The following is an 18906-nucleotide window of genomic DNA, read 5'->3' as shown; positions in this document are numbered from 1 at the left end:
GCAGAGAAATATTTCAGATTTACGCTTGACACATCTTCGTTACCGGCGAATAATGCGCGCCACTTGGCTACATAGCTCAGTTGGTTAGAGCATAGCATTCATAATGCTGGGGTCCGGGGTTCAAGTCCCTGTGTAGCCACCAAGTACTAAAAACGGCCTATCGAAAGATAGGCCGTTTTTTTATGCTCGGAGAAAAGTGCCTGTCCTCTCAGGATTTGGTTGCACGCCCCTGTGGCAAGAAGCCTTGTTGATTTGCGCCCCACGCCTCGCGTCGCTACAGTCGTTCTCTATCTCCCTGGCCCACGGATGGAGCGACACGTGCTTATAGATCTGAAACCAAACCTTCATCGTCTGTCAGCCGTTTCGTTGCTGGCTGTCGCGCTAACGCTTAGCGCCTGCAAGGCCCCGCCCTCCTCCACGACCACACCGACATTACCTTCCCCGCCGGAAATCACGTCCGGCTACCGCACCGATGTGCAGGCCCGTCACGCCGACAAGCATATGGCGGCCGCGGCCAACCCGTTGGCGGCCGAGGCTGGGCGGGAGATGTTGCGACGTGGCGGCTCGGCCATCGACGCGGCGATTGCGATGCAAGCGGTGCTGACGCTGGTGGAACCGCAATCTTCAGGCATCGGCGGCGGCGCGTTCATCGTGCTGTGGGATGGCAAGGCCGTGCGCACCTATGACGGTCGCGAAACAGCACCGGCCGGCGCCACCGAAAGACTTTTCCTGCAAGCCGACGGTAAACCCATGCCGTTTACCGCCGCCCAAATCGGCGGTCGTTCCGTCGGTACACCGGGGGTATTGCGCGGACTGGAACTGGCCCATCGCAAACATGGCCGTCTCGAATGGGCGAGGCTGTTCGAGCCGGCCATCGCGCTGGCGGAGCAGGGCTTCGCAATCTCCCCCAGGCTGCACGCCTTGATCGCGTCCGACCCGTCGTTGCCGGGCTCGCCCGACATGGCGGCGTACTTTCTCAATGCCGATGGCAGCCCGAAGGCAGTCGGCACCGTGCTGAAAAACCCGGCATTGGCAGGCGTGCTCAAGCGCATCGCCAACGAAGGTCCCGATGTTTTGTACAAAGGGCCGGTTGCCGAGGAGATCGTCGCCAAGGTGCAGGGTCACGCCAACCCCGGCAGTCTTTCGCTGAACGACCTCCAGGGCTACACCGCACGGGAGCGGCCCGCGCTATGCACCGACTACAAGCGCTGGCAGATCTGCGGCATGCCACCACCGTCGTCGGGCGGGGTTGCCGTGGCGCAGATCCTCGGGACGTTGCAGGCCCTGGAACAGCGCGACAGCAACGCGGCCCTCGCCCCCTTGAAACCCCTCAAGACCGCTAAACCCGCCGGCATTGAACCCTCCCCCGAAGCGGTGCACCTGATCGCCGAAGCCGAGCGCCTGGCCTACGCCGACCGCGCCCAATACATTGCCGACCCGAATTTTGTAGCCGTGCCGCTCAAAGGGCTGGTCGATCAAGGTTACCTTGCCAGCCGAGCCAGCCTGATCGGCCCTCGTAGCATGGGCGTCGCCAAGCCCGGAACACCGCCAGGCATTCAGGTGGCCTATGCGCCGGACCGTTCGCCGCTACGCATTTCCACCTCGCAAGTGGTGGCGGTGGATGACCAGGGTGGCGCCGTGTCCATGACCACCACGGTGGAGTCGGCATTCGGATCGCACTTGATGGTCCAGGGTTTCATGCTCAATAACCAGATGACCGACTTCTCCTTCATCCCTGAAGAAAACGGACAAAAAGTCGCCAACCGCGTCGAACCCGGCAAACGCCCGCGCTCGTCCATGGCGCCGACGCTGATCTTCGATCATCAGGGTAGGCTGCTGGCCGCTGTCGGCTCCCCCGGTGGCTCGCAAATCATCGAATACGTCGCCAAGTCAGTGATCGGCCTGCTCGACTGGAACCTGGACCCGCAAACCGCCATCAACCTCCCCAACTTCGGCAGCCGCAATGGCCCCACCGAACTGGAAAAGGGACAGTTCAGCCCGACGCTGATCCAGACGCTGAAAGACAAAGGCCATGCGGTGAGCGAGATCGACATGAACAGCGGTACCCAGGCGATCGTCCGGGTGCGTGATGCGCAAGGGAAAACTTCATTGGCCGGCGGCGCGGACCCGCGGCGCGAAGGTGCCGCGCTGGGGGATTGAGCACTCGTCGATCAGGTTGAGTCAGCGTGCCAGGATGTTGAATGTGTGGCCGCCATCGCGAGCAAGCTCGCTCCCACAGGGGATGGCAGCGAACACAATATCAAGGCTTTCCCGGATAAAACGGTGGGAGCGAGCTTGCTCGCGATAGCGGCGGCTCGCTCAGCAGGTTTCTCAAGTCGATAGCTGGTTGGCAAACTGACTCACCGCATCGACCACCTTCTTCGCCCCGTCCTGGATCTCGACAATCACCGTCCCCGCCTCGGCAGCCAGAGCCAGGCCGTGTTCAGCCTGGTGCTGGCCGTCGGTCATCAGTGCCACGGCGTTGCGGGCCATGTCCTGGTTCTGGCGGACCACGCCCACGATTTCATCGGTCGCCTGGCTGGTGCGCGATGCCAGTTGTCGCACTTCATCGGCCACCACCGCAAAACCACGGCCTTGCTCACCGGCCCGGGCCGCTTCGATCGCGGCGTTGAGCGCCAGCAGGTTGGTTTGCTCGGCGATGCCGCTGATGGTCTTGACGATGGTACCGATCACCAGGGATTGTTCATTCAGCGCCTCGATGCCTTCGCCAGCGGTTTGCATGTGCCGGGCCAGGTCGCGCATCACATCCACGGCCTGGGTCACCACCGTCGTGCCGCGCTGGGCGCTGCTGTCGGTCTGCAACGAGGTGCTATAGGCGATGCTGGCCGCCTCGGCGACGGCTTTTTCCTGGTTGACCTGGTCGGTGATGTTGGTGGCGAACTTGACCACTTTATACAGCCGCTCGTTGGCATCGAGCACCGGGTTGTAGGAGGCTTCCAGCCAGACCTCACGACCACTGCTGTCGAGACGCTTGAAGCGGCCAGCCACAAACTCACCACTGTTCAAGCGCTTCCAGAACTGCTGGTAGGCCGCGCTGTTGTATTCCTCAGGTTCACAAAACGTGCGGTGGTGCTTGCCCTTGACCTGCGCAAGGCTGTAACCCATGGCGTTGAGGAAGCGATCGTTGGCCGTCAGTACATGACCACCCAAATCGAATTCGATCACCGCCGTTGAACGCACCAACGCGCCGATGAGGTTTTCATGCTCGCGGGAAGCCTCGATGGTGCGGGTCAGGTCATTGGAGTACATCGAAAAATAGCGGATCCGCCCGTCAGCACCCCGCACGGGCTGGAGGATCGAACGCAGCCAGGCTTCCTGGCCATTGCCTCGCAGCAGGCGCACGGCGCCGGAAAAGTGCTCGCCACGGGTCAACGCCGACTTGAAGCGAACCTGGAACTCATTGGATCTCAAATACGCAGGGACCAGCTCATCCACAGGCCGGCCAATCAAGTCCTGGCTCTTGTAGCGCATCTCGTCGAGGAAATTCTGATTGACCGATTGAATCCGTCCATCGGCATCCAGGGTGAGGCCAAGCATTTCGCGATCCAGGCTTTCCTTGACTTGCGCAAGGCTGGACAGTTCTTGGCGAAGAGCCAGCAGCTCCTGCTTCAGGCGGTTGTTGAACATGGGGCAGCTCCGACAGCAGAAGAATTAAATGGCTGTTCCCTTGCCATCGGCCCGGCGATTTTTTTCTAAAGAGCGCCCCGAGCCCCTATCGAAAATATTCCAGGGCGCCCGCGAACCCGATGAGCCTCCCATGGTCACTGGATTGTTCTACTGTTGCGCCTGACCTTTGAAGCCTTGCCGCCATCAATACCCATAACCATAAAAACGAGGTAATTGCCGTGACCACTGACATCGAAGACAGCCGTTCCGCCCGCTTCGCCTTGCGCTGTTCCAGTTTCGCCGAGCGCTGGTTCCCCGATTCCTGGGTCTTTGCCGCGCTGGCGGTGCTGGTGGTCGCCGTGGCGACGCAATTCATCGGCGCCACACCCACAGCGGCGGCCATGGCGTTTGGCGACGGCTTCTGGAGCCTGATCCCGTTCACCATGCAAATGGCCTTCGTGGTGATCGGCGGATACGTGGTCGCCAGTTCGCCGCCGGCCGTCAAATTGATTGACCGCCTGGCACGGATTCCGACCAACGGCCGCTCCGCCGTGGCGTGGGTGGCACTGATTTCCATGGTCGCGTCGCTGCTCAACTGGGGCCTGTCGTTGGTGTTTGGCGGTTTGCTGGTGCGCGCCCTCGCCCGACGCACCGACCTGAAGATGGATTACCGCGCCGCCGGCGCCGCCGCGTACTTGGGCCTGGGCGCAGTGTGGGCCCTGGGATTGTCTTCGTCGGCGGCGCAATTGCAGGCCAACCCGGCCAGCCTGCCGCCCTCGATCCTGTCGATTACTGGCGTCATTCCTTTCACCCAGACGATTTTCCTCTGGCAGTCCGGGGTCATGTTGCTGGCGCTGATCGTGATTTCCCTGATCGTCGCCTACGCCACCGCCCCGGGGCCGAACAGTGCCCGCGACGCCGCCGCTTGTGGCATCGACCCCAGTTTCAGTATGCCGGCGTTGCAGCCCCGTACCCGCCCAGGGGAATGGCTGGAGCACAGTCCGCTGCTGATCATCGCCCTGGTGCTGCTGGCGGCCGGTTGGCTGTTCCATGAGTTTTCGACCAAGCCTGCGATCAGTGCCATTTCCGGGCTCAATACGTATAACTTCCTGTTCATCATGCTGGGCGCCTTGCTGCACTGGCGGCCGCGCAGCTTTCTCGACGCCGTGGCCCGCGCGGTGCCGACCACCACCGGCGTGTTGATCCAGTTTCCGCTTTACGGCTCGATCGCCGCGCTGCTGACCACGGTCAAAGGCAGTGATGCCCAGACCCTGGCCCACCACATCTCGACCTTTTTCGTACAAATCGCCTCCCATGACACCTACGCCCTGTTGATGGGCGTCTATTCGGCGGTCCTGGGCTTCTTCATTCCTTCTGGCGGCGGCAAGTGGATCATTGAAGCGCCCTACGTCATGCAGGTGGCCAATGACCTGAACTATCACCTGGGTTGGGCGGTGCAGATCTATAACGCCGCCGAAGCGCTGCCGAACCTTATCAACCCCTTCTACATGCTGCCGCTGCTGGGGGTCTTGGGGCTGAAGGCCAGGGACCTGATCGGTTTTTCCTTCGTCCAGTTGCTGGTGCATACGCCGCTGGTGCTGGCGCTGCTATGGGCACTGGGGACGACATTGAGTTATTTGCCGCCAGTGATGCCATAAAGCCATAAAAAAGGGCCGATATTTCCATCGGCCCACTTCTTCTTCGGCTCGGTCTGTTTCAGTATGGATGCGCCCTGTTTCGAGGGGCCCACACGCTGAAAAGGATCTGAGCATGTCCAAACTCGCCGCACTTTCTTTTGCCGCCCTGGCCTTCAGTGCCACCGCCCACGCCACCGACATTGACGTACAACTGGGCAGCACCGAACGCGTCACCCGCCTCTTTGCCTACCCCAACAACTGCAACGTCATCTGCTTTCGCGACTGGACCCTGGAACAGACCGTCGAGCACTACCTGACCCAAAGCGTGCAGCGCGACGGCTATGGCACGGCCAAGGTCCACGTCAAAATCGATAACGACAAGGTCTATGCCAGCATCAGCGGCGTACCGAAGAGCTACGGCCAACCGCTCAAGGCCCTGCTTGACGCCGGGGACCTGGCGTACAACGGGGCCTCGAAACTCAACAGCGAAAAAAAATGGTCCTACAACTGGTACCTGTTCCTGCCGCTGGGCATGGCCCTGGAAAACCGCAAGAGTGTCGAGTTGCTACACTTCCCGCCGGACTACTCCCTGACCCAGGCCCAGGACTATCTGGAGTCGGCGACCACCGATCGTTGGGCCACGCTGCTGACCGTCAACGGCATTGCGGTTGAACAGACGCCGGCCTACCAGACCATCATCGACATCGCGCCCATCGCAGCGCCGTCCAATGCTGGCAGCACATTGGAGGGACTCTATAGCTACTTCAAAGATTACCAGACCACCATGGTCACACAGGTCACCCAAACCGCCAGCGGCGCCGCGTTGCCGATGGTGGCCTTCGGAGCGCCCGTTCGGAACTGGATCAAGACCCAGTACGGCCAGACCGTGGGTGTGCTCGGCTTGGCGACCATCACAACCGGCAGCGGGGTCCAGGTTCCGGTCCTGGGCTCCAACCATCCGAGCTACATCTGGTACGCCGCCGACAAGGACAGCTACGACGGTGACGAAGCCAAGGCGGATGCCGCCGGCTTGAAAGTCATGGGCCAGGACCTGAGCGCCGCCTGCTGGCAGGCCGGCATGGGCAGCAAGCCGGGCACCGACCCGACCCCCCTACTGAACCAGTGCACGCAAACCTGGCAGGTCACGCAAAAGGAGAAGACCTGCGAGTTGTTCTACACCTCCATTCGCAACTTGACGCCGGATGATGCGGCGAAAAAATGCGAAACGCCGGCGATCAAGTCGCAACTTCCGCAACTGAAGGTACCGATGCCGCTGCCAGCCGAGGCGGTCTAAACCTTGAGGCGCTTTCCGCGTAGGCTGGCGCTGACGCGGGAAAGCGCCTTTGGCACCTGTCAGAGTCGACAGTAGATGACGCCCCCGACTTGGGCGAAGCTATCAGGGTTTTTTCAACGACCGCCGGCAGGATCGCCAGCGCCAGAAAGTCGAGTGTTTAGCACCGACAAGGACTGTCATGACCACGTTCATCACAGATCGCGCCTGTTCACAGCACCGGGATTGCATCTACCCGGAAAAACCACTCAGCACCCGCCTGGGCTACCCCTCGGTGCACGATTTCGAAGTGCATCGCACGACCGACGGCCGCGGCAACGGCAACGGCATCATCGCCCGTAAACCATTCGCGCCCATGACGAGGATGTGCAGGGTTTCGGGGTTACTGGTGAGCCGACGGCGCCTGCACACGCTGCAGATCCTGCCGGACGTCCACATGTATGACCCACACTTCGCAGGATTGCTGCTGCATTCCTGCAACCCGAATGTCTTCCTCGACATGAGCGAACTGTGGCTGTGGTCACTGGCCCGTATCGATGAAGGTGACTGCCTGACGATGGACTACGCCAGTACCGAACAGAAACTGTATCGACAGTTCGCCTGCCGGTGCGGTTCGTCCAACTGTCATGGCTGGATTACCGGCTATGACGAACCGCCCAATGAGCAGGGAATGAAGTTTCTACGGCACTGGCGCCGTCAATGTCACCGCGACTGACGAACCGGACTCAAGGCGCGTCGACCGGACGCAACCGATACTGCGGCGGCAACTGTTCGAAACCGCTGATCGTGGTGTCCAGGCTCTTCCAGCGTCCGTCCTTGATGCCGTAGATGCAGCCATGAATCGACAGTTTCTGCCCACGGTGCCAGGCGTTCTGCACGATGCTGGTATGGCCGACGTTGGCCACCTGCTGGATCACGTTCAGCTCGCACAAGCGATCGACACGTTCCTCCTCGGTCGGCAATTGGCCCAACGCCTCGCGATGCTCGTAGTACAGGTCGCGAATCGAACGCAGCCAGCCGTCGATCAGGCCCAGTTGCCGGTCCTGCATCGAGGCACGCACGCCGCCACAGCCGTAATGGCCGGTGACCAGGATGTGTTTGACCTTGAGCACGTCCACTGCGTACTGGATCACCGACAGGCAGTTGAGGTCCGTGTGCAGCACTACGTTGGCCACGTTGCGGTGCACGAACAGATCGCCCGGCAGCATGCCGACGATCTCGTTGGCTGGCACCCGCGCATCGGAACAGCCGATCCACAGGTATTCCGGGGTTTGCTGACGAGCCAGCTTGGAGAAGAAGTCAGGATCTTCCTGCTTGATCGCATCGGCCCAACGCGCGTTGTTATCAATCAGATCTTGTAATTCGTTCATGCTGTCTAGCCTCGATTGAGAGTGCGCAACTGTGACAAACGACCGCCGGTCGAGGTCACGTCGCGATGCATTGGAATTCCTGGATGCGCTGCCGGTCGACACCAGTAAGGCCCACAGTATGAGGAATTGCCATGAATGATTCACGACGCCCCTTCGATGCGACGCAACCGGAACCCATTGACGACAACGAGGATCGCATGGGCTCGATGCATGAGTTGGAATTCGACGAAGAAGAACCCAGCGCGAAGATCGGTGACGAACTGCCAAAAGATGAGCGCGAACAGCTGATGCCTCGCGAACGCGTGCGCGAAGCCGGGCTGACCGGGGCTTCGACGGATGATCACGAATCGACCGACGACGACATGAGCCCGGAAACCCTCATTCGCGAAGACGGCGCCCGGGATGCCTTCGAGGCCGGCGGCGACGAACAGGCGGACTGGGACCTGAGTGTGGTGGATGAAAATGATATTGGCGGGGGTGATGGACTGGACGAGGCAGAAATGGCCGCTATCGATCCGCTGGATGGCAAGCGCTAACCAGACCCTGTGGGAGCGAGCCTGCTCGCGAAAGCGGTGGGTCAGCTTGCATCATTGTCGAATGTGCCGAAGCCATCGCGAGCTTGCTCGCGATGGCGGTGGATCAGTTTGCATCAATGTCGAATCTACCGCCGTCTTCGCGAGCAAGCCCGCTCCCACAGGGGGGCGTGGCAGTTCAGTCCACCAAGGTACACGCCATGACCACCGCATCCTCACGCCCGCCCACTGCCGGGTAGTAATCCCGGCGCCGGCCAATTTCATTGAAGCCATAGCGCTCATACAGCCGGAACGCCGTGCGGTTGCTGTCGCGCACCTCCAGGAAGCATTCCCGGGCCTCGGCCTTGTAGGCAATCGACATCAAGTGCTCCAACAGGCGCAGGCCCAGGCCACGGCCCTGGTTTTCCGGTTTGACGGTGATGTTGAGCAGGTGCGCCTCATCCAGGATGATCTGCACCACGCCATGGCCCACTTGCTGCTGGCCTTCGAACATCAGCCAGATCTGGTATTTGCCCAGCCCATCGAGAAATATCCCGCGGGTCCAGGGGTGGCTATAGGCGGCGTATTCGATTTTCAGTACAGCGTCGAGGTCCGCCTCGGTCATCGGGCGGAACGATACAGCGTCACTCATTCGATTCTTTCCAGCGCGCCATCAGCCGGCGCATGGCTTGCCAGACATCAGCCTTGCGCTGTGGCGTTTCCATTAACAGTTCCAACCCGGGCAACGCCCAGGCCGAGCCCAGGCCTTCGACCTGCAGTTCACGATTGAACGCCTCGGCATCCGCCTCGCCGGCAAATTTCACCGCGGGCAGGCCGATCAGCCACAGGCACACGCAGGGCTCGTCTTCGAGGCGCGCCGAAACGAAACCCTGGACGAAATCCCGCGCCGCTTCGGGCCCCTGGTCCATGGTGCCGCGCGACAACAGCGGCCAGCGCACCGGTTCGCCAATGATCTGCGGGCTGTCCGGCAGACCGGCGGCGCGCAGCATGTCCTTGAGCAGCAGATAGGCTGGATCGCGGCTTTGAAACGGCTCACCCGTGGGCAACTCCACCAACAGCAGGCAACGCCCGGCCCGCAACAGTTGCAGGGCGAAACGCGGCGGCGCGACGTAGGGCGCCTTGGGCGGCGCCTCGACAACCTCCTCCACCGGCTTGGCGTTGGTACGGGTCGAGGCCAGGCTTGGACGCGGCACTTCGATTTTTGGCCGTTCGACCACGGGCGCCACCGGCTCGGCGACCGTCTTGGCCACAGGCGCGGTCACGACCGGCGCGATGTACTCGGGCTCGGGCGTTTCCAGCAGCTCGGGCCGCGACGGGGCGGCGAACGGCAATTCGGTACGCGGCAGCCAGTTGACCACCTGCATGGCGGTCAGATAGGCGCGGCGACGGGACTCGATAAGCAAGGGTCGGCCACTTGTGGATAACTGAAAGTGGGAGGGATTCTACCGCCCTTCGGCGCGGATCGCTTCCCTGTTGAGCCAATAGTTGATCGATAGCAAACGACAGTCCGTCCAAGGGGTGAATCGCAAGCGGCCCGATGCAGTACAATCGCCGCTTTTAATTGCCAACCCGACGGCCATTGCGATGATCGAACCCAAGCGCGTCTTGCGCGCCCTCGCTGAACACTGGGCATTGCTGGAACCTTTGTGCGAGCACTTCGACCAGGGCACCCTGAGCCTCAACGAATTGCGTTCACAGCTGGCCGCCCAACAGCTGGACAGCACACCCCAGGACATCACCAGCCTGCTGGATGTGTGGATCCGCCTGGACATTCTCGTACCGGTGGCGAAAAGCCCGAACCGCTTCGAGCTCAACGCCCAGATCCATGACTTCCTCGCCTACCTGCGCCGCGAACACCGCCTGGGCCTGTGCCTGGAGATCGAAGCCTACCTGCGTCACCTCGAGCGCCTGGCCGGCTACATCCAGGACGCCTTCGACATTCGCGACGGCAACGACCTGGCTCGCCAACTGCGCCTGCTGGACATGCGCGTGCGCGACGTGCTCAAGAAACTCGCCAACGACGAACAGGCCCTGGTGGCCGTGGCCGAGCGGGCCAAGACCAGCGACCGGCAGATCCCGCTGCGCCAGCGTTACGCCGAAGTGCTGGCGACCTGGGACGAATACGTCGAACCGATGATCCAGCTGGTGAATGCCGACGGCGCCTTCGAGCAAGGCGTGCGCAAGGTCGAGAACGTGCTGTTGCGCATGCTCACCGAACAGCAGCGCCTCGGCCATCTGGTGGACGACGACATGCTGCTGCGCACCCACGCGCGCATCCTCGAGATGCAGACCAGCGCCCAGCTGACCCTGCGGCATGCCCGTGAACTGCTCCTGCCGCTGCGCGAAGAGGCTCGCCGCCACAACGCCGTGACCCGTGGCGCCGCTCTGGCCCTGGCCGCCATTCGTCGCAAAGGCATCGATGCCGTGCCGCAGGCCGCCATGCCGCTGTTTACCCGGCCGCAAAGCACCTTCCTGGGCAGCGCCAGCCAGGTCGAAGCCTACGTCTATGCGCTGGCCCGTTTCGAGCCGAAACCGGCGCGCTTCCCCAAGTCCCACAGGACCCACAAGGGCGGCGAGGCACCGCGTGCGCCACGCACCGTGCGCGAGATGGTCGAGCGCTGCGAAGATGCCCTGCCGATGCCGGACCTGATGACCTGGCTGCTGGAACAGGAACCGGACGGCGCCACCGACGAATTGCTGTATTGGTTCTCGCGCCTGTCGCGGGAAAAACGTTTCAAGCGCGAGCGTCTGGAACGCCGCGACTATCACACTCACGAGCATCAGGTCAGCCTGCGCTCCTTCGCCCTGCTCTCGGCCGGCGACACCGCCGCCGAGGATTCTGCGAGCATCCCCCATGCATCTTGATCTATCCGAACTGTCCCAGCTGGCGCCGATCTTCCGCGAGCTGTTCAAGGGCTACCACGTCAGCCGCCGCGACCCGGAGCTGTACGCGCAACTGTCGAACTTCCAGGACCAGTACCGCACGCTGTTCAAGGCCCTGGGCTTCGAACTGGTATGCGACACCCGTGGCTTCTATTACTTCGTGCCGGACCTGGCCGCCGCGGCAGTCAACAAGACCGCCCAGCGCCTGGCCCTGTTCACCTTTATCCTAGTCGAGCACCTGGCCGACCAGGGCCGCGACCCGATTGCCGTGCTCGACGGCGGCAGCCTGGGCCGCGATGAGCTGCCTTCGCTGCTGGAAAAATACCGCGACCTGTTCATCCAGGCCGAAGTACAGACCCAGGAAGAGCTGGAAGAAAAAATCATGCGCCGCATGACCCAACTGGGTTTTGCCAGCGAAGAGAACGGCGTGTACCGCTTCCTGCCGCCGATGCATCGTTTCCTCGACGTGTGCCTGTCGGTCCAGCAGGACCGCGACCTGGCCGCCAGCCTGCACAGCGTGCTGCCGTTGCCGGTGCCGGTGCTGATCGACGAAGACAGCGACGAGAAGCTGCTGCAGACCGACGATCCGCTGGACCTCAGCCCCTTTGATGCCGAGAGCGAAGAAGACGCACTGGCCCGCGCCATTGCCGAAGAACAGGAGACCGACGCATGAGCAAGGAACGCTACGGCATCCGCCGCTTTGCCCTTTTGAACACCGCCGGCTACAGCCTCGGTCTGTTCCCGCTGGAAGAACCGCTGTCGGTGTACGGCGCGAACAACCTCGGTAAATCCGCCTCGATCAACGCCTTGCAGTTCCCGATCCTGGCGCGCATGTCGGACATGAGCTTCGGCAAGTACAGCCTGGAGCAATCCCGGCGTTTCTACTTTGCCTCGGACACCAGCTACATCCTGGTGGAAGTCGCCCTGCCCCACGGCCCACACGTGATTGGCGTGGTCGGTCGCGGCCCTGGCGGCGGTTTCGGTCACCAGTTCTTTGCCTACGCCGGCAAATTGGACCTGGCCCACTATCAGAAGAATGACACCTGCCTGCGGCAGAAAGAGCTGTTCACCAACCTGGAGCGCGAAGGCCTGAAAGCCTACGAACTCAAGCCGGATGAACTGCGACGCCTGCTGGTGGGTGGCCACACCTCGATCCCGCTGGACCTGACGCTGATCCCGCTGCGCTCCACCAGCGAGCAAAGCCTCAAGACCTTCCGCGCACTGTTCATCAACCTGCTGCACATGCGCGAAATCACTGCAGCCAAGCTCAAGCAACTGTTCCTCGACGCGTTCGAACACAGCCTGCGCTCCGGCAGCGTGGACTACATCGCCGCGTGCGAAGAAGCCTTCCGCGACGTACGCCGCATGGAGCAGGACTACAACTCCCTGGTGGCGGCCGGTCCGCTGGTGGAAGCCCTGGCCAATGGCGTGAAGCAGCGCGATAGCCTGCGCGGCAAATTGCATCGCCTGTCGCCATTGCTCGATTCGTTGCTCGGCACCTGGTCGGACTACGCCAGTGCGCGCAAGGAAGAGCTGACCATCCAGGCCGAACACTACCGCAACGAGCAGGACTCGCTGCAGAACGACCAGCGCGGCGGTACTCAGGAACTGATGCGCCTGGAACGGGAAATCAGCGGCATCCAGCGTTGGCTCGGCGAACTGTCGGTGCTCAAACATCGCTTTGCCCTGGTGGATGACGTCAAGGTCCTGGAGCAGCAACTGCTCGCCGCCAAGGACGCTCACGACGAACTGGCCGGCGCCCTGGCCCAGTCCCGGCAGTTCAGCGCCGAGGACCTGGAAGAGCGCCTGCGCGACCTGGAAAAACGCCTGAAGTCGGTCAAGCAGCAACTCGATCACGCCGACAACAACAGCTACGCCCGCCTGCGGGAAGAGTTCTCGCAGCAGGACGTCGAACGCCTGATGCGCCTGTTCAACAGCGCCCTGTTCAGCCTGCCACTGGGCGAACACGGCATCGCGCTGGACGAGAATGGCGAGTGGGTCAAATCCATGGAGCTGATCCTCGACGGCTTCAAGGGCGAGCGTTTCGAAGTGCCGGGCCTGTCCATCGACCTGTCCCACATCGAGCCACCTGCCCTGCAAGCCCTGGCCGACCGGGCCGCGTTGCGCGACCAGAAAGAGCGCCTGGAAAAAGAACTCAAGCAGCTCAAGACCCAGCAAGCCGTGGCCGCCGACCGCGCCGCGAGCAAGACCCAGACCGAGGCGCTGTACCAGCAGGTCCTGGATGCGCAAAAAGCCCTGGAAGACTTCCGTCGCAGCCAGACCCTGAGTGCCGAGGAAGGTGAGAAGCTCGAGCAACTGGCGCAGATGGAAGCCGCCCAGGACGAACTCAAGCGCTCCAGCGATGCCTTCACCGAGCGCGTCCAGCAATTGTCCGCCAAGTTGCAGTTGGTGGGCCGGCAGATCGCCGACATGGAAGCCAAGCAACGCACCCTCGACGACGCCCTGCGCCGTCGTCAATTGCTGCCGGCGGACCTGCCGTTCGGCACGCCGTTCATGGACCCGGTCGACGACTCCATGGACAACCTGCTGCCGCTGCTCAATGACTACCAGGACAGCTGGCAAGGGCTGCTGCGGGTCGACGGCCAGATCGAAGCGCTGTATGCCCAGGTGCGCCTCAAGGGCGTGGCCAAGTTCGACAGCGAAGACGACATGGAGCGACGCCTGCAACTGCTGATCAACGCCTATGCCCACCGCACCGACGAAGCCCTGACCCTGGGCAAGGCGCGCCGTGCGGCTGTGACCGACATCGCCCGGACCCTGCGCAACATCCGCAGCGACTACGACAGCCTCGAGCACCAACTGGCGCTGTTCAACCGCGAGATCAACAAGCGTCAGGTGTCCAACCTGCAGAGCTTCCGGATCGTCCTGGCGCCGAACAAGGAAGCGCTCAAGCACATCGACCAGATCATCCACAGCGCCGGCCAGTACGAGGAAGGCGAGACTTTGTCGGTGTTCGACCTAAGCCAGAGCGCCGAGCAGGACAACAAGAACGAAGAAGCCAAGGAGTACCTGGCGCGGCTGGTGGCGGCGAACCACAACCAGCTCGGCCTCAAGGACCTGTTCGAGCTGGCGTTCGAGATCACCAAGGTCAACGGCCAGCCAGTGATCCACACCGACATCGACGGCGCGGCGTCCAACGGCACCACCATGACCATCAAGGCGCTGACCAACATGTACTTGTTGCTGCACCTGATGGACCGCGAACAGGCCGGCCGCGTGCGCCTGCCGTACTACCTGGACGAAGCGGCGGACATCGACGAGAAAAACCAGGCCGCCCTGCTGGAAACCAGCCTGCAACTGGGCTTCGTGCCGATCCTGGCCAGTGTGAAGCCGCAAGTCTGCGCCAGTGTCGCCATCGACCTGGAAGGCGGCAGTGGGCCGAACGGCATCTACATCGACGAAGCGGACTGGAAATACATCCGTCGTCACGATGCGGTGAAGGCCACGGTGAATGTCCAGGCCGACGAGCCGGAGCTGGATCCGGTGTGAGGTGAATAGCCGGGCATGAAAAAGGCCGCGATCCATTGGATCGCGGCCTTTTTTTATTGCGCCGGTTTTGAGTCCGTAGGAGCTGTCGAGTGCAACGAGGCTGCGATCTTTCCACTGCCATTGAGTCCAGAGCGAAAGATCAAGATCAAAAGATCGTCCGAACGCGGCCCGAGCCTTCGCCAGCTCCTACAGAGCCCAGCGGGAGCAAGCTCCCTCGCCACAAGTGCTACATCCAATAACCTTACTTACCGAGACTGATCTTCGGCGCCCAGGTCAGCCATTCATCTTCAAACTTATCGAACAGCGGGAAGGTCTGCTCCGGTCGTGCCGGGTTGCCCATTCGTTCGCCATCCGGCGTTGCGAACGCAATACCGCCCTGGATAAGCGTTTCAAGCGACTCGGTGCGCACCGTCGCGCCCTTGAACAGACCGAAGTCCAGACCGAAGCCACTGCTATTCCAGAAACGTGTGCCGCTGCGCACCAGTGGCGCATATTTGGGCTCGATCAGGATATGGATCAGCACCCGATCCGCGGTCTGGCCCAGTTCATAACCAGTAACCTTGCCCACCGTAATCTCGCGGTAGGTCACCGGCACGCCAGTCTTCAACGAACCACGGCGGGCCGCGCTCAGCACCAGGCTCAATCCCGCTTCGGGCACCGCGCTTTCCGGTGGGTTGGCCAGGGCCACGAAGCTTTTCTGCGGCCCGAGGTTTTTCGCCGAAGGCTGCACTTCAATGTATTGGCCGGTTACCAGGGTTTCCAGGTTGGAGGTCTTCATCAACCCCAACTCCGGCTTGACCACCCAGAACTGGGACCCGACCCGGGCAATGCGCTCGGGCACTTCGGTGATACGCGCCGTGAGCAGCACCGATTGCATGTCGGCGCTGAGATCAACATCCTCGATCTTGCCCACATCCAACCCTTTGAACCGGATCGGCGTACCACTGCGCAAACCATCGGCGCGATCGACCTTGATCGTGACCTCGGTGCCGCGCTGTTGTGCCGCTTCATGATCGGCAAACAGGCGGAAACGCGGGATGCGTCTTTTCAGCGGCACATTGGGCTCCGGTGTTTCGAAGGCAATCCCGCCGGCCATCAGGCTTTGCAGGGACTCGCTCTTGACCTGGATCCCGCCCGTCAAACCGCCCGTAAGGGTGATGCCACTGGCGTTCCAGAAACGTGTCGAGCCGTTGACCAGTCCTTCGTATTCTTTCTCGATGTGCACACCAATGATCAGTTGCTTCTTCTTGCGGGAAAACTGGTAGCTCTGCACCGACCCGACCTTGACCTGCTTGTAGAGGATCGGACTGCCGACTTCCAGGGAACCGAGGTTTTCGGTCAGCAGGACCAAGTGCAAGCCCGGTGAACGCAAGTCCAGCGGCGGCGCCTTTGCCCTGGCTTCGTACTCGCGTTGCGGCGCGCCACCCTTGTCTCCCGGTCGCACGGCGATGTAGTTGCCCTTGACCAACGCTTCCAGACCAGTGATCCCCGCCAGGGAAATCGACGGCTTGACGACCCAGAACTGCGTGCCGGTTACCAGGTAATCTTCGGCTAATGGGTCCAGGGTCAATTCAGCCGTGGCGCTGGACAGGTCCGGATCGACCTTGAGGGTCTTCAGGCTGCCGACCTGGATGCCTTTGTACATGACCGGTGTACGACCGGCCTGCAAGCCCTCGAAATCGCTGAGCTTGACCTTCACCCGGATGCCCGCCGCAGCGGCGTCAAAGTCTTCGTAAAGACGGAACGGCAGGCTTGGGTCCGTCGGCGGGCTGTCCTTGCGGCTTTCCGGGGTGGCGAAGGCAATCCCGCCGGCCACGATGCTGGCCAGGGACTCGCTGCGCACTTTGACGCCCGAGAGGTTGGCATCGATGCTGATGCCACTGGCGTTCCAGAAACGCGTGTGTTTACGCACCAGGCTGGCGTAGGTCGGTTCGATGAAGACCTTGATTTCGACGGTGCGCTGGTCTTCGGAGAGCAGGTAGCTTTTCACCTGGCCGACCTGGATCTGCTTGTAGAACACCGGGCTGCCGCGGTTCAGCGACCCCAATCGTTCAGCCTTGATGGTCAGGTGCAAACCCGGCTTGGCATCCGACAGGGGTGGCTCTTCGACCAAGGCCTTGAATTTACGGGCCGATTCGCCTTCACCCGGGCTGATAGCCACGTAGTTGCCCGATACCAGGGTTTCCAGGCCGGTGATACCGGCCAGGCTCACGCTCGGCTTGACCAGCCAGAAACGTGTTCCGGTCTTGAGGTATTGCTCGACATCCTTGTTCATCTCGACCGTCGCGACCACCCCCTTGGAGCTGCCTTCGTCATCGAGTGTAAGGGCCGTCACTTTGCCGACCGGCATCCCTTTGTAGACGACTTCGGTTTTGTTGACCTGGATGCCTTCGCCACTCTCAAAGCGCACATTGATCTCGATTCCGGTCTCGTTATAAGCCCGCCAGCCGAGCCAGCCGCCGATGATCAACGCAATCAGCGGCAGGACCCAGATGGCCGACCAGTTCGAAGCCGGTCGGGTTTTAGCGGTAGGCAAATCAGTCATGGTCGTCATCCGACTCCGTGTTATCCCAAATCAGTCGGGGATCGAAGGTTACTGCGGCAATCATTGTCAAAATCACTACGCTGGCGAAAGCAATCGCGCCGAGACCGGCTTCGACACTGGCGAGCCGCCCAAAATTCACCACCGCCACCAGAATGGCGATCACGAAAATATCGAGCATCGACCAACGACCAATGAACTCGATGAAACGGTACATAAGGATGCGTTGCCGCGCCGACATGGGCTGGTGCCGCTGCACGGAAAACAGTAACAAGGCGATACCCACCAGCTTGAAAGTGGGCACCAGGATACTGGCGATGAACACCACGGTGGCAATAGGAATCATGCCGTGTTGTACCAACTCGATGACGCCGGACATGATCGTACTCGGGGCGCCTTGGCCCAGCGAGTTGACGGTCATGATCGGCAACATATTGGCCGGAATATAAAGAATCGCGGCTGTGATCAACAATGCCCAGGTTCGCATCAAGCTGTTCGGGCGCCGGGGGTGAACCAGCGCGCCGCAGCGAGTACAGGTTTGGTTGTCGGCTTCAGCATCCTGCCGATTCAACTCATGGCATTCCGCACAGATCAGAATCCCTGCATCAATCGCCCGCATGGGCATCTTCTCCTGATAACGCCTGCCAGACCTGATGCGGTGACATCACCACCTCCAACCAGACCTGGACCAGCAACAAACTGATGAAGCACACCAGGCCAAGGCCTATGGTCATGGCCGCCATGTCTGCCAACTTGACGATGGCCACCAGCACGCCCATGAGGTAGACCTCAAGCATCCCCCAGTCTCGTAAATGGTGATAAATGCGGTAGAGCAGCAAACCGTAGCTACGGCCAACGTCCAAGCGAATGGTCAGCAGCACAGCCAACTGGCAAAGCAACTTGAGTAGTGGAATACCCATGCTGCACAGGAACACCACCGCCGATACACCTTGCATACCGGTATCGAACAGACCGACCACGCCACTCCAAACGGTGTCCTGGGAGGACTGCCCGAGCAGATTGAGTTGCATGATGGGTAAGAAGTTGGCCGGCACATATAACAGCAGGGCGGCGATCACCAAGGCAAGACTGCGTTCGACTACATTGTGCCGGTGAGCATAGAGCTCATAGCCACAGCGGGGGCACTCGGCTTTTTCACCATGGGCCAGCTGAGGCTTGCGCATCAACAGGTCGCACTCATGACACGCCACCAGATCGCTCAGGGGTAGATCTGACAACCTATCAATGTCTGACGGATCGGGCATAAACAGCTCTGGCTCAGCTAAAGTGGGGCTATTCTAGTGCTCCAGCTCGGAAATAACTGTGCAAATTTATCACGAGCTTTCGCAGACTTTCCTGCGGGAAAAAACAAAACCCCTACCTGCGTCAGCAGATAGGGGTTTCGGAATTTAATCTTGACGATGACCTACTCTCACATGGGGAAACCCCACACTACCATCGGCGATGCATCGTTTCACTGCTGAGTTCGGGATGGGATCAGGTGGTTCCAATG

14 protein-coding genes, 1 tRNA gene, 1 rRNA gene and 2 pseudogenes are annotated in these 18906 nt (G+C 61.3%); 9 read left to right on the top strand and 9 right to left on the bottom strand.

Annotation, left to right across the window (positions count from 1 at the left end):
- Positions 1-65: 65 nt before the first annotated feature.
- Both B0E42_RS24270 and ggt read left to right on the top strand, forming a co-directional pair.
- Positions 66-142: transfer RNA gene (locus tag B0E42_RS24270), tRNA-Met, on the top strand.
- Between the two features lie 176 nt (positions 143-318).
- A complete protein-coding gene (ggt, locus tag B0E42_RS24265) occupies positions 319-2160 on the top strand; it encodes a gamma-glutamyltransferase (RefSeq protein WP_033062559.1) in 1842 nt (613 codons plus the stop codon).
- 171 nt (positions 2161-2331) lie between these two features.
- On the opposite strand, the pseudogene B0E42_RS31885 reads toward ggt, so the two are convergent.
- Together B0E42_RS31885 and B0E42_RS31880 are read right to left on the bottom strand one after the other, a co-directional pair.
- Positions 2332-2763 (bottom strand): annotated as a pseudogene (locus B0E42_RS31885) (methyl-accepting chemotaxis protein); the annotation flags it as partial.
- A gap of 108 nt (positions 2764-2871) precedes the next feature.
- Positions 2872-3558 (bottom strand): annotated as a pseudogene (locus tag B0E42_RS31880) (PAS domain-containing protein); the annotation flags it as partial.
- 308 nt (positions 3559-3866) lie between these two features.
- Between B0E42_RS31880 and B0E42_RS24255 the strand changes: the two are divergent.
- The 3 genes from B0E42_RS24255 to B0E42_RS24245 all read left to right on the top strand — a co-directional run bounded on the left by B0E42_RS24255 (position 3867) and on the right by B0E42_RS24245 (position 7270).
- On the top strand, positions 3867-5285 hold the full coding sequence (locus tag B0E42_RS24255) for a short-chain fatty acid transporter (protein WP_003205576.1): 1419 nt from the start codon (positions 3867-3869) through the stop codon (positions 5283-5285).
- A 112-nt stretch (positions 5286-5397) separates the two neighbouring features.
- Positions 5398-6558, top strand: a complete 1161-nt coding sequence (locus B0E42_RS24250; protein WP_077507942.1) for a hypothetical protein — start codon at positions 5398-5400, stop codon at positions 6556-6558.
- 178 nt (positions 6559-6736) lie between these two features.
- Positions 6737-7270 (top strand): hypothetical protein, encoded by a 534-nt coding sequence (locus tag B0E42_RS24245; RefSeq protein WP_053181905.1) that lies wholly within the window; start codon positions 6737-6739, stop codon positions 7268-7270.
- A 10-nt stretch (positions 7271-7280) separates the two neighbouring features.
- Here the strand turns inward: B0E42_RS24245 and can are convergent, their stop codons facing one another.
- Entirely contained in the window at positions 7281-7925 is a 645-nt protein-coding gene (gene can, locus B0E42_RS24240) for a carbonate dehydratase (protein WP_003205581.1), read from the bottom strand.
- 131 nt (positions 7926-8056) lie between these two features.
- Between can and B0E42_RS24235 the strand changes: the two genes are divergently transcribed.
- Positions 8057-8461 (top strand): hypothetical protein, encoded by a 405-nt coding sequence (locus B0E42_RS24235; RefSeq protein WP_018604595.1) that lies wholly within the window; start codon positions 8057-8059, stop codon positions 8459-8461.
- 175 nt (positions 8462-8636) lie between these two features.
- On the opposite strand, the gene rimI is transcribed toward B0E42_RS24235, so the two are convergent.
- Both rimI and B0E42_RS24225 read right to left on the bottom strand, forming a co-directional pair.
- Entirely contained in the window at positions 8637-9089 is a 453-nt protein-coding gene (gene rimI / locus B0E42_RS24230) for a ribosomal protein S18-alanine N-acetyltransferase (protein WP_003205585.1), read from the bottom strand.
- A complete protein-coding gene (locus B0E42_RS24225; RefSeq protein ID WP_064106943.1) occupies positions 9082-9861 on the bottom strand; it encodes a hypothetical protein in 780 nt (259 codons plus the stop codon). Before B0E42_RS24225 ends, rimI begins: the two co-directional genes overlap by 8 nt.
- Before the next feature lie 181 nt (positions 9862-10042).
- Between B0E42_RS24225 and mksB the strand changes: the two genes are divergently transcribed.
- The 3 genes from mksB to mksF are packed head-to-tail and all read left to right on the top strand — an operon-like array spanning position 10043 to position 14851.
- On the top strand, positions 10043-11323 hold the full coding sequence (gene mksB / locus B0E42_RS24220) for an Mks condensin complex protein MksB (RefSeq protein ID WP_018604590.1): 1281 nt from the start codon (positions 10043-10045) through the stop codon (positions 11321-11323).
- Positions 11313-12014, top strand: coding sequence for an Mks condensin complex protein MksE (gene mksE, locus B0E42_RS24215; RefSeq protein ID WP_018604588.1), 702 nt, complete (start codon positions 11313-11315; stop codon positions 12012-12014). Before mksB ends, mksE begins: the two co-directional genes overlap by 11 nt.
- A complete protein-coding gene (mksF, locus tag B0E42_RS24210) occupies positions 12011-14851 on the top strand; it encodes an Mks condensin complex protein MksF (RefSeq protein WP_018604586.1) in 2841 nt (946 codons plus the stop codon). The genes mksE and mksF overlap by 4 nt, the downstream gene beginning before the upstream one ends.
- Positions 14852-15092: 241 nt before the next feature.
- On the opposite strand, the gene B0E42_RS24205 is transcribed toward mksF, so the two are convergent.
- From B0E42_RS24205 to rrf, 4 genes are all read right to left on the bottom strand, one after another.
- On the bottom strand, positions 15093-17396 hold the full coding sequence (locus B0E42_RS24205) for a PqiB family protein (protein ID WP_018604584.1): 2304 nt from the start codon (positions 17394-17396) through the stop codon (positions 15093-15095).
- Entirely contained in the window at positions 17389-18012 is a 624-nt protein-coding gene (locus B0E42_RS24200; RefSeq protein ID WP_077507939.1) for a paraquat-inducible protein A, read from the bottom strand. The genes B0E42_RS24205 and B0E42_RS24200 overlap by 8 nt, the downstream gene beginning before the upstream one ends.
- Positions 17999-18658: a paraquat-inducible protein A gene (locus B0E42_RS24195; RefSeq protein WP_018604579.1), complete on the bottom strand. Its 660-nt coding sequence runs from the start codon at positions 18656-18658 to the stop codon at positions 17999-18001. Before B0E42_RS24195 ends, B0E42_RS24200 begins: the two co-directional genes overlap by 14 nt.
- A 148-nt stretch (positions 18659-18806) precedes the next feature.
- A 5S ribosomal RNA gene (gene rrf / locus B0E42_RS24190) occupies positions 18807-18906 on the bottom strand; the annotation flags it as partial.

It is taken from the genome of Pseudomonas sp. A25(2017), assembly GCF_002001065.1.
Classification (GTDB): Bacteria; Pseudomonadota; Gammaproteobacteria; order Pseudomonadales; family Pseudomonadaceae; genus Aquipseudomonas; species Aquipseudomonas kilonensis.
Note: the sequence above shows the minus strand (reverse complement) of the source record. Positions and strands in the feature narration are given on the sequence as shown.

Coding starts and splice junctions, on each gene's coding strand:
- B0E42_RS24250 (WP_077507942.1), top strand. CDS start 5,398: ATGTCCAAACTCGCCGCACTTTCTTTTGCCGCCCTGGCCTTCAGTGCC.
- B0E42_RS24245 (WP_053181905.1), top strand. CDS start 6,737: ATGACCACGTTCATCACAGATCGCGCCTGTTCACAGCACCGGGATTGC.
- can (WP_003205581.1), bottom strand. CDS start 7,925: ATGAACGAATTACAAGATCTGATTGATAACAACGCGCGTTGGGCCGAT.
- B0E42_RS24235 (WP_018604595.1), top strand. CDS start 8,057: ATGAATGATTCACGACGCCCCTTCGATGCGACGCAACCGGAACCCATT.
- rimI (WP_003205585.1), bottom strand. CDS start 9,089: ATGAGTGACGCTGTATCGTTCCGCCCGATGACCGAGGCGGACCTCGAC.
- mksB (WP_018604590.1), top strand. CDS start 10,043: ATGATCGAACCCAAGCGCGTCTTGCGCGCCCTCGCTGAACACTGGGCA.
- mksE (WP_018604588.1), top strand. CDS start 11,313: ATGCATCTTGATCTATCCGAACTGTCCCAGCTGGCGCCGATCTTCCGC.
- mksF (WP_018604586.1), top strand. CDS start 12,011: ATGAGCAAGGAACGCTACGGCATCCGCCGCTTTGCCCTTTTGAACACC.
- B0E42_RS24205 (WP_018604584.1), bottom strand. CDS start 17,396: ATGACTGATTTGCCTACCGCTAAAACCCGACCGGCTTCGAACTGGTCG.
- B0E42_RS24200 (WP_077507939.1), bottom strand. CDS start 18,012: ATGCGGGCGATTGATGCAGGGATTCTGATCTGTGCGGAATGCCATGAG.
- B0E42_RS24195 (WP_018604579.1), bottom strand. CDS start 18,658: ATGCCCGATCCGTCAGACATTGATAGGTTGTCAGATCTACCCCTGAGC.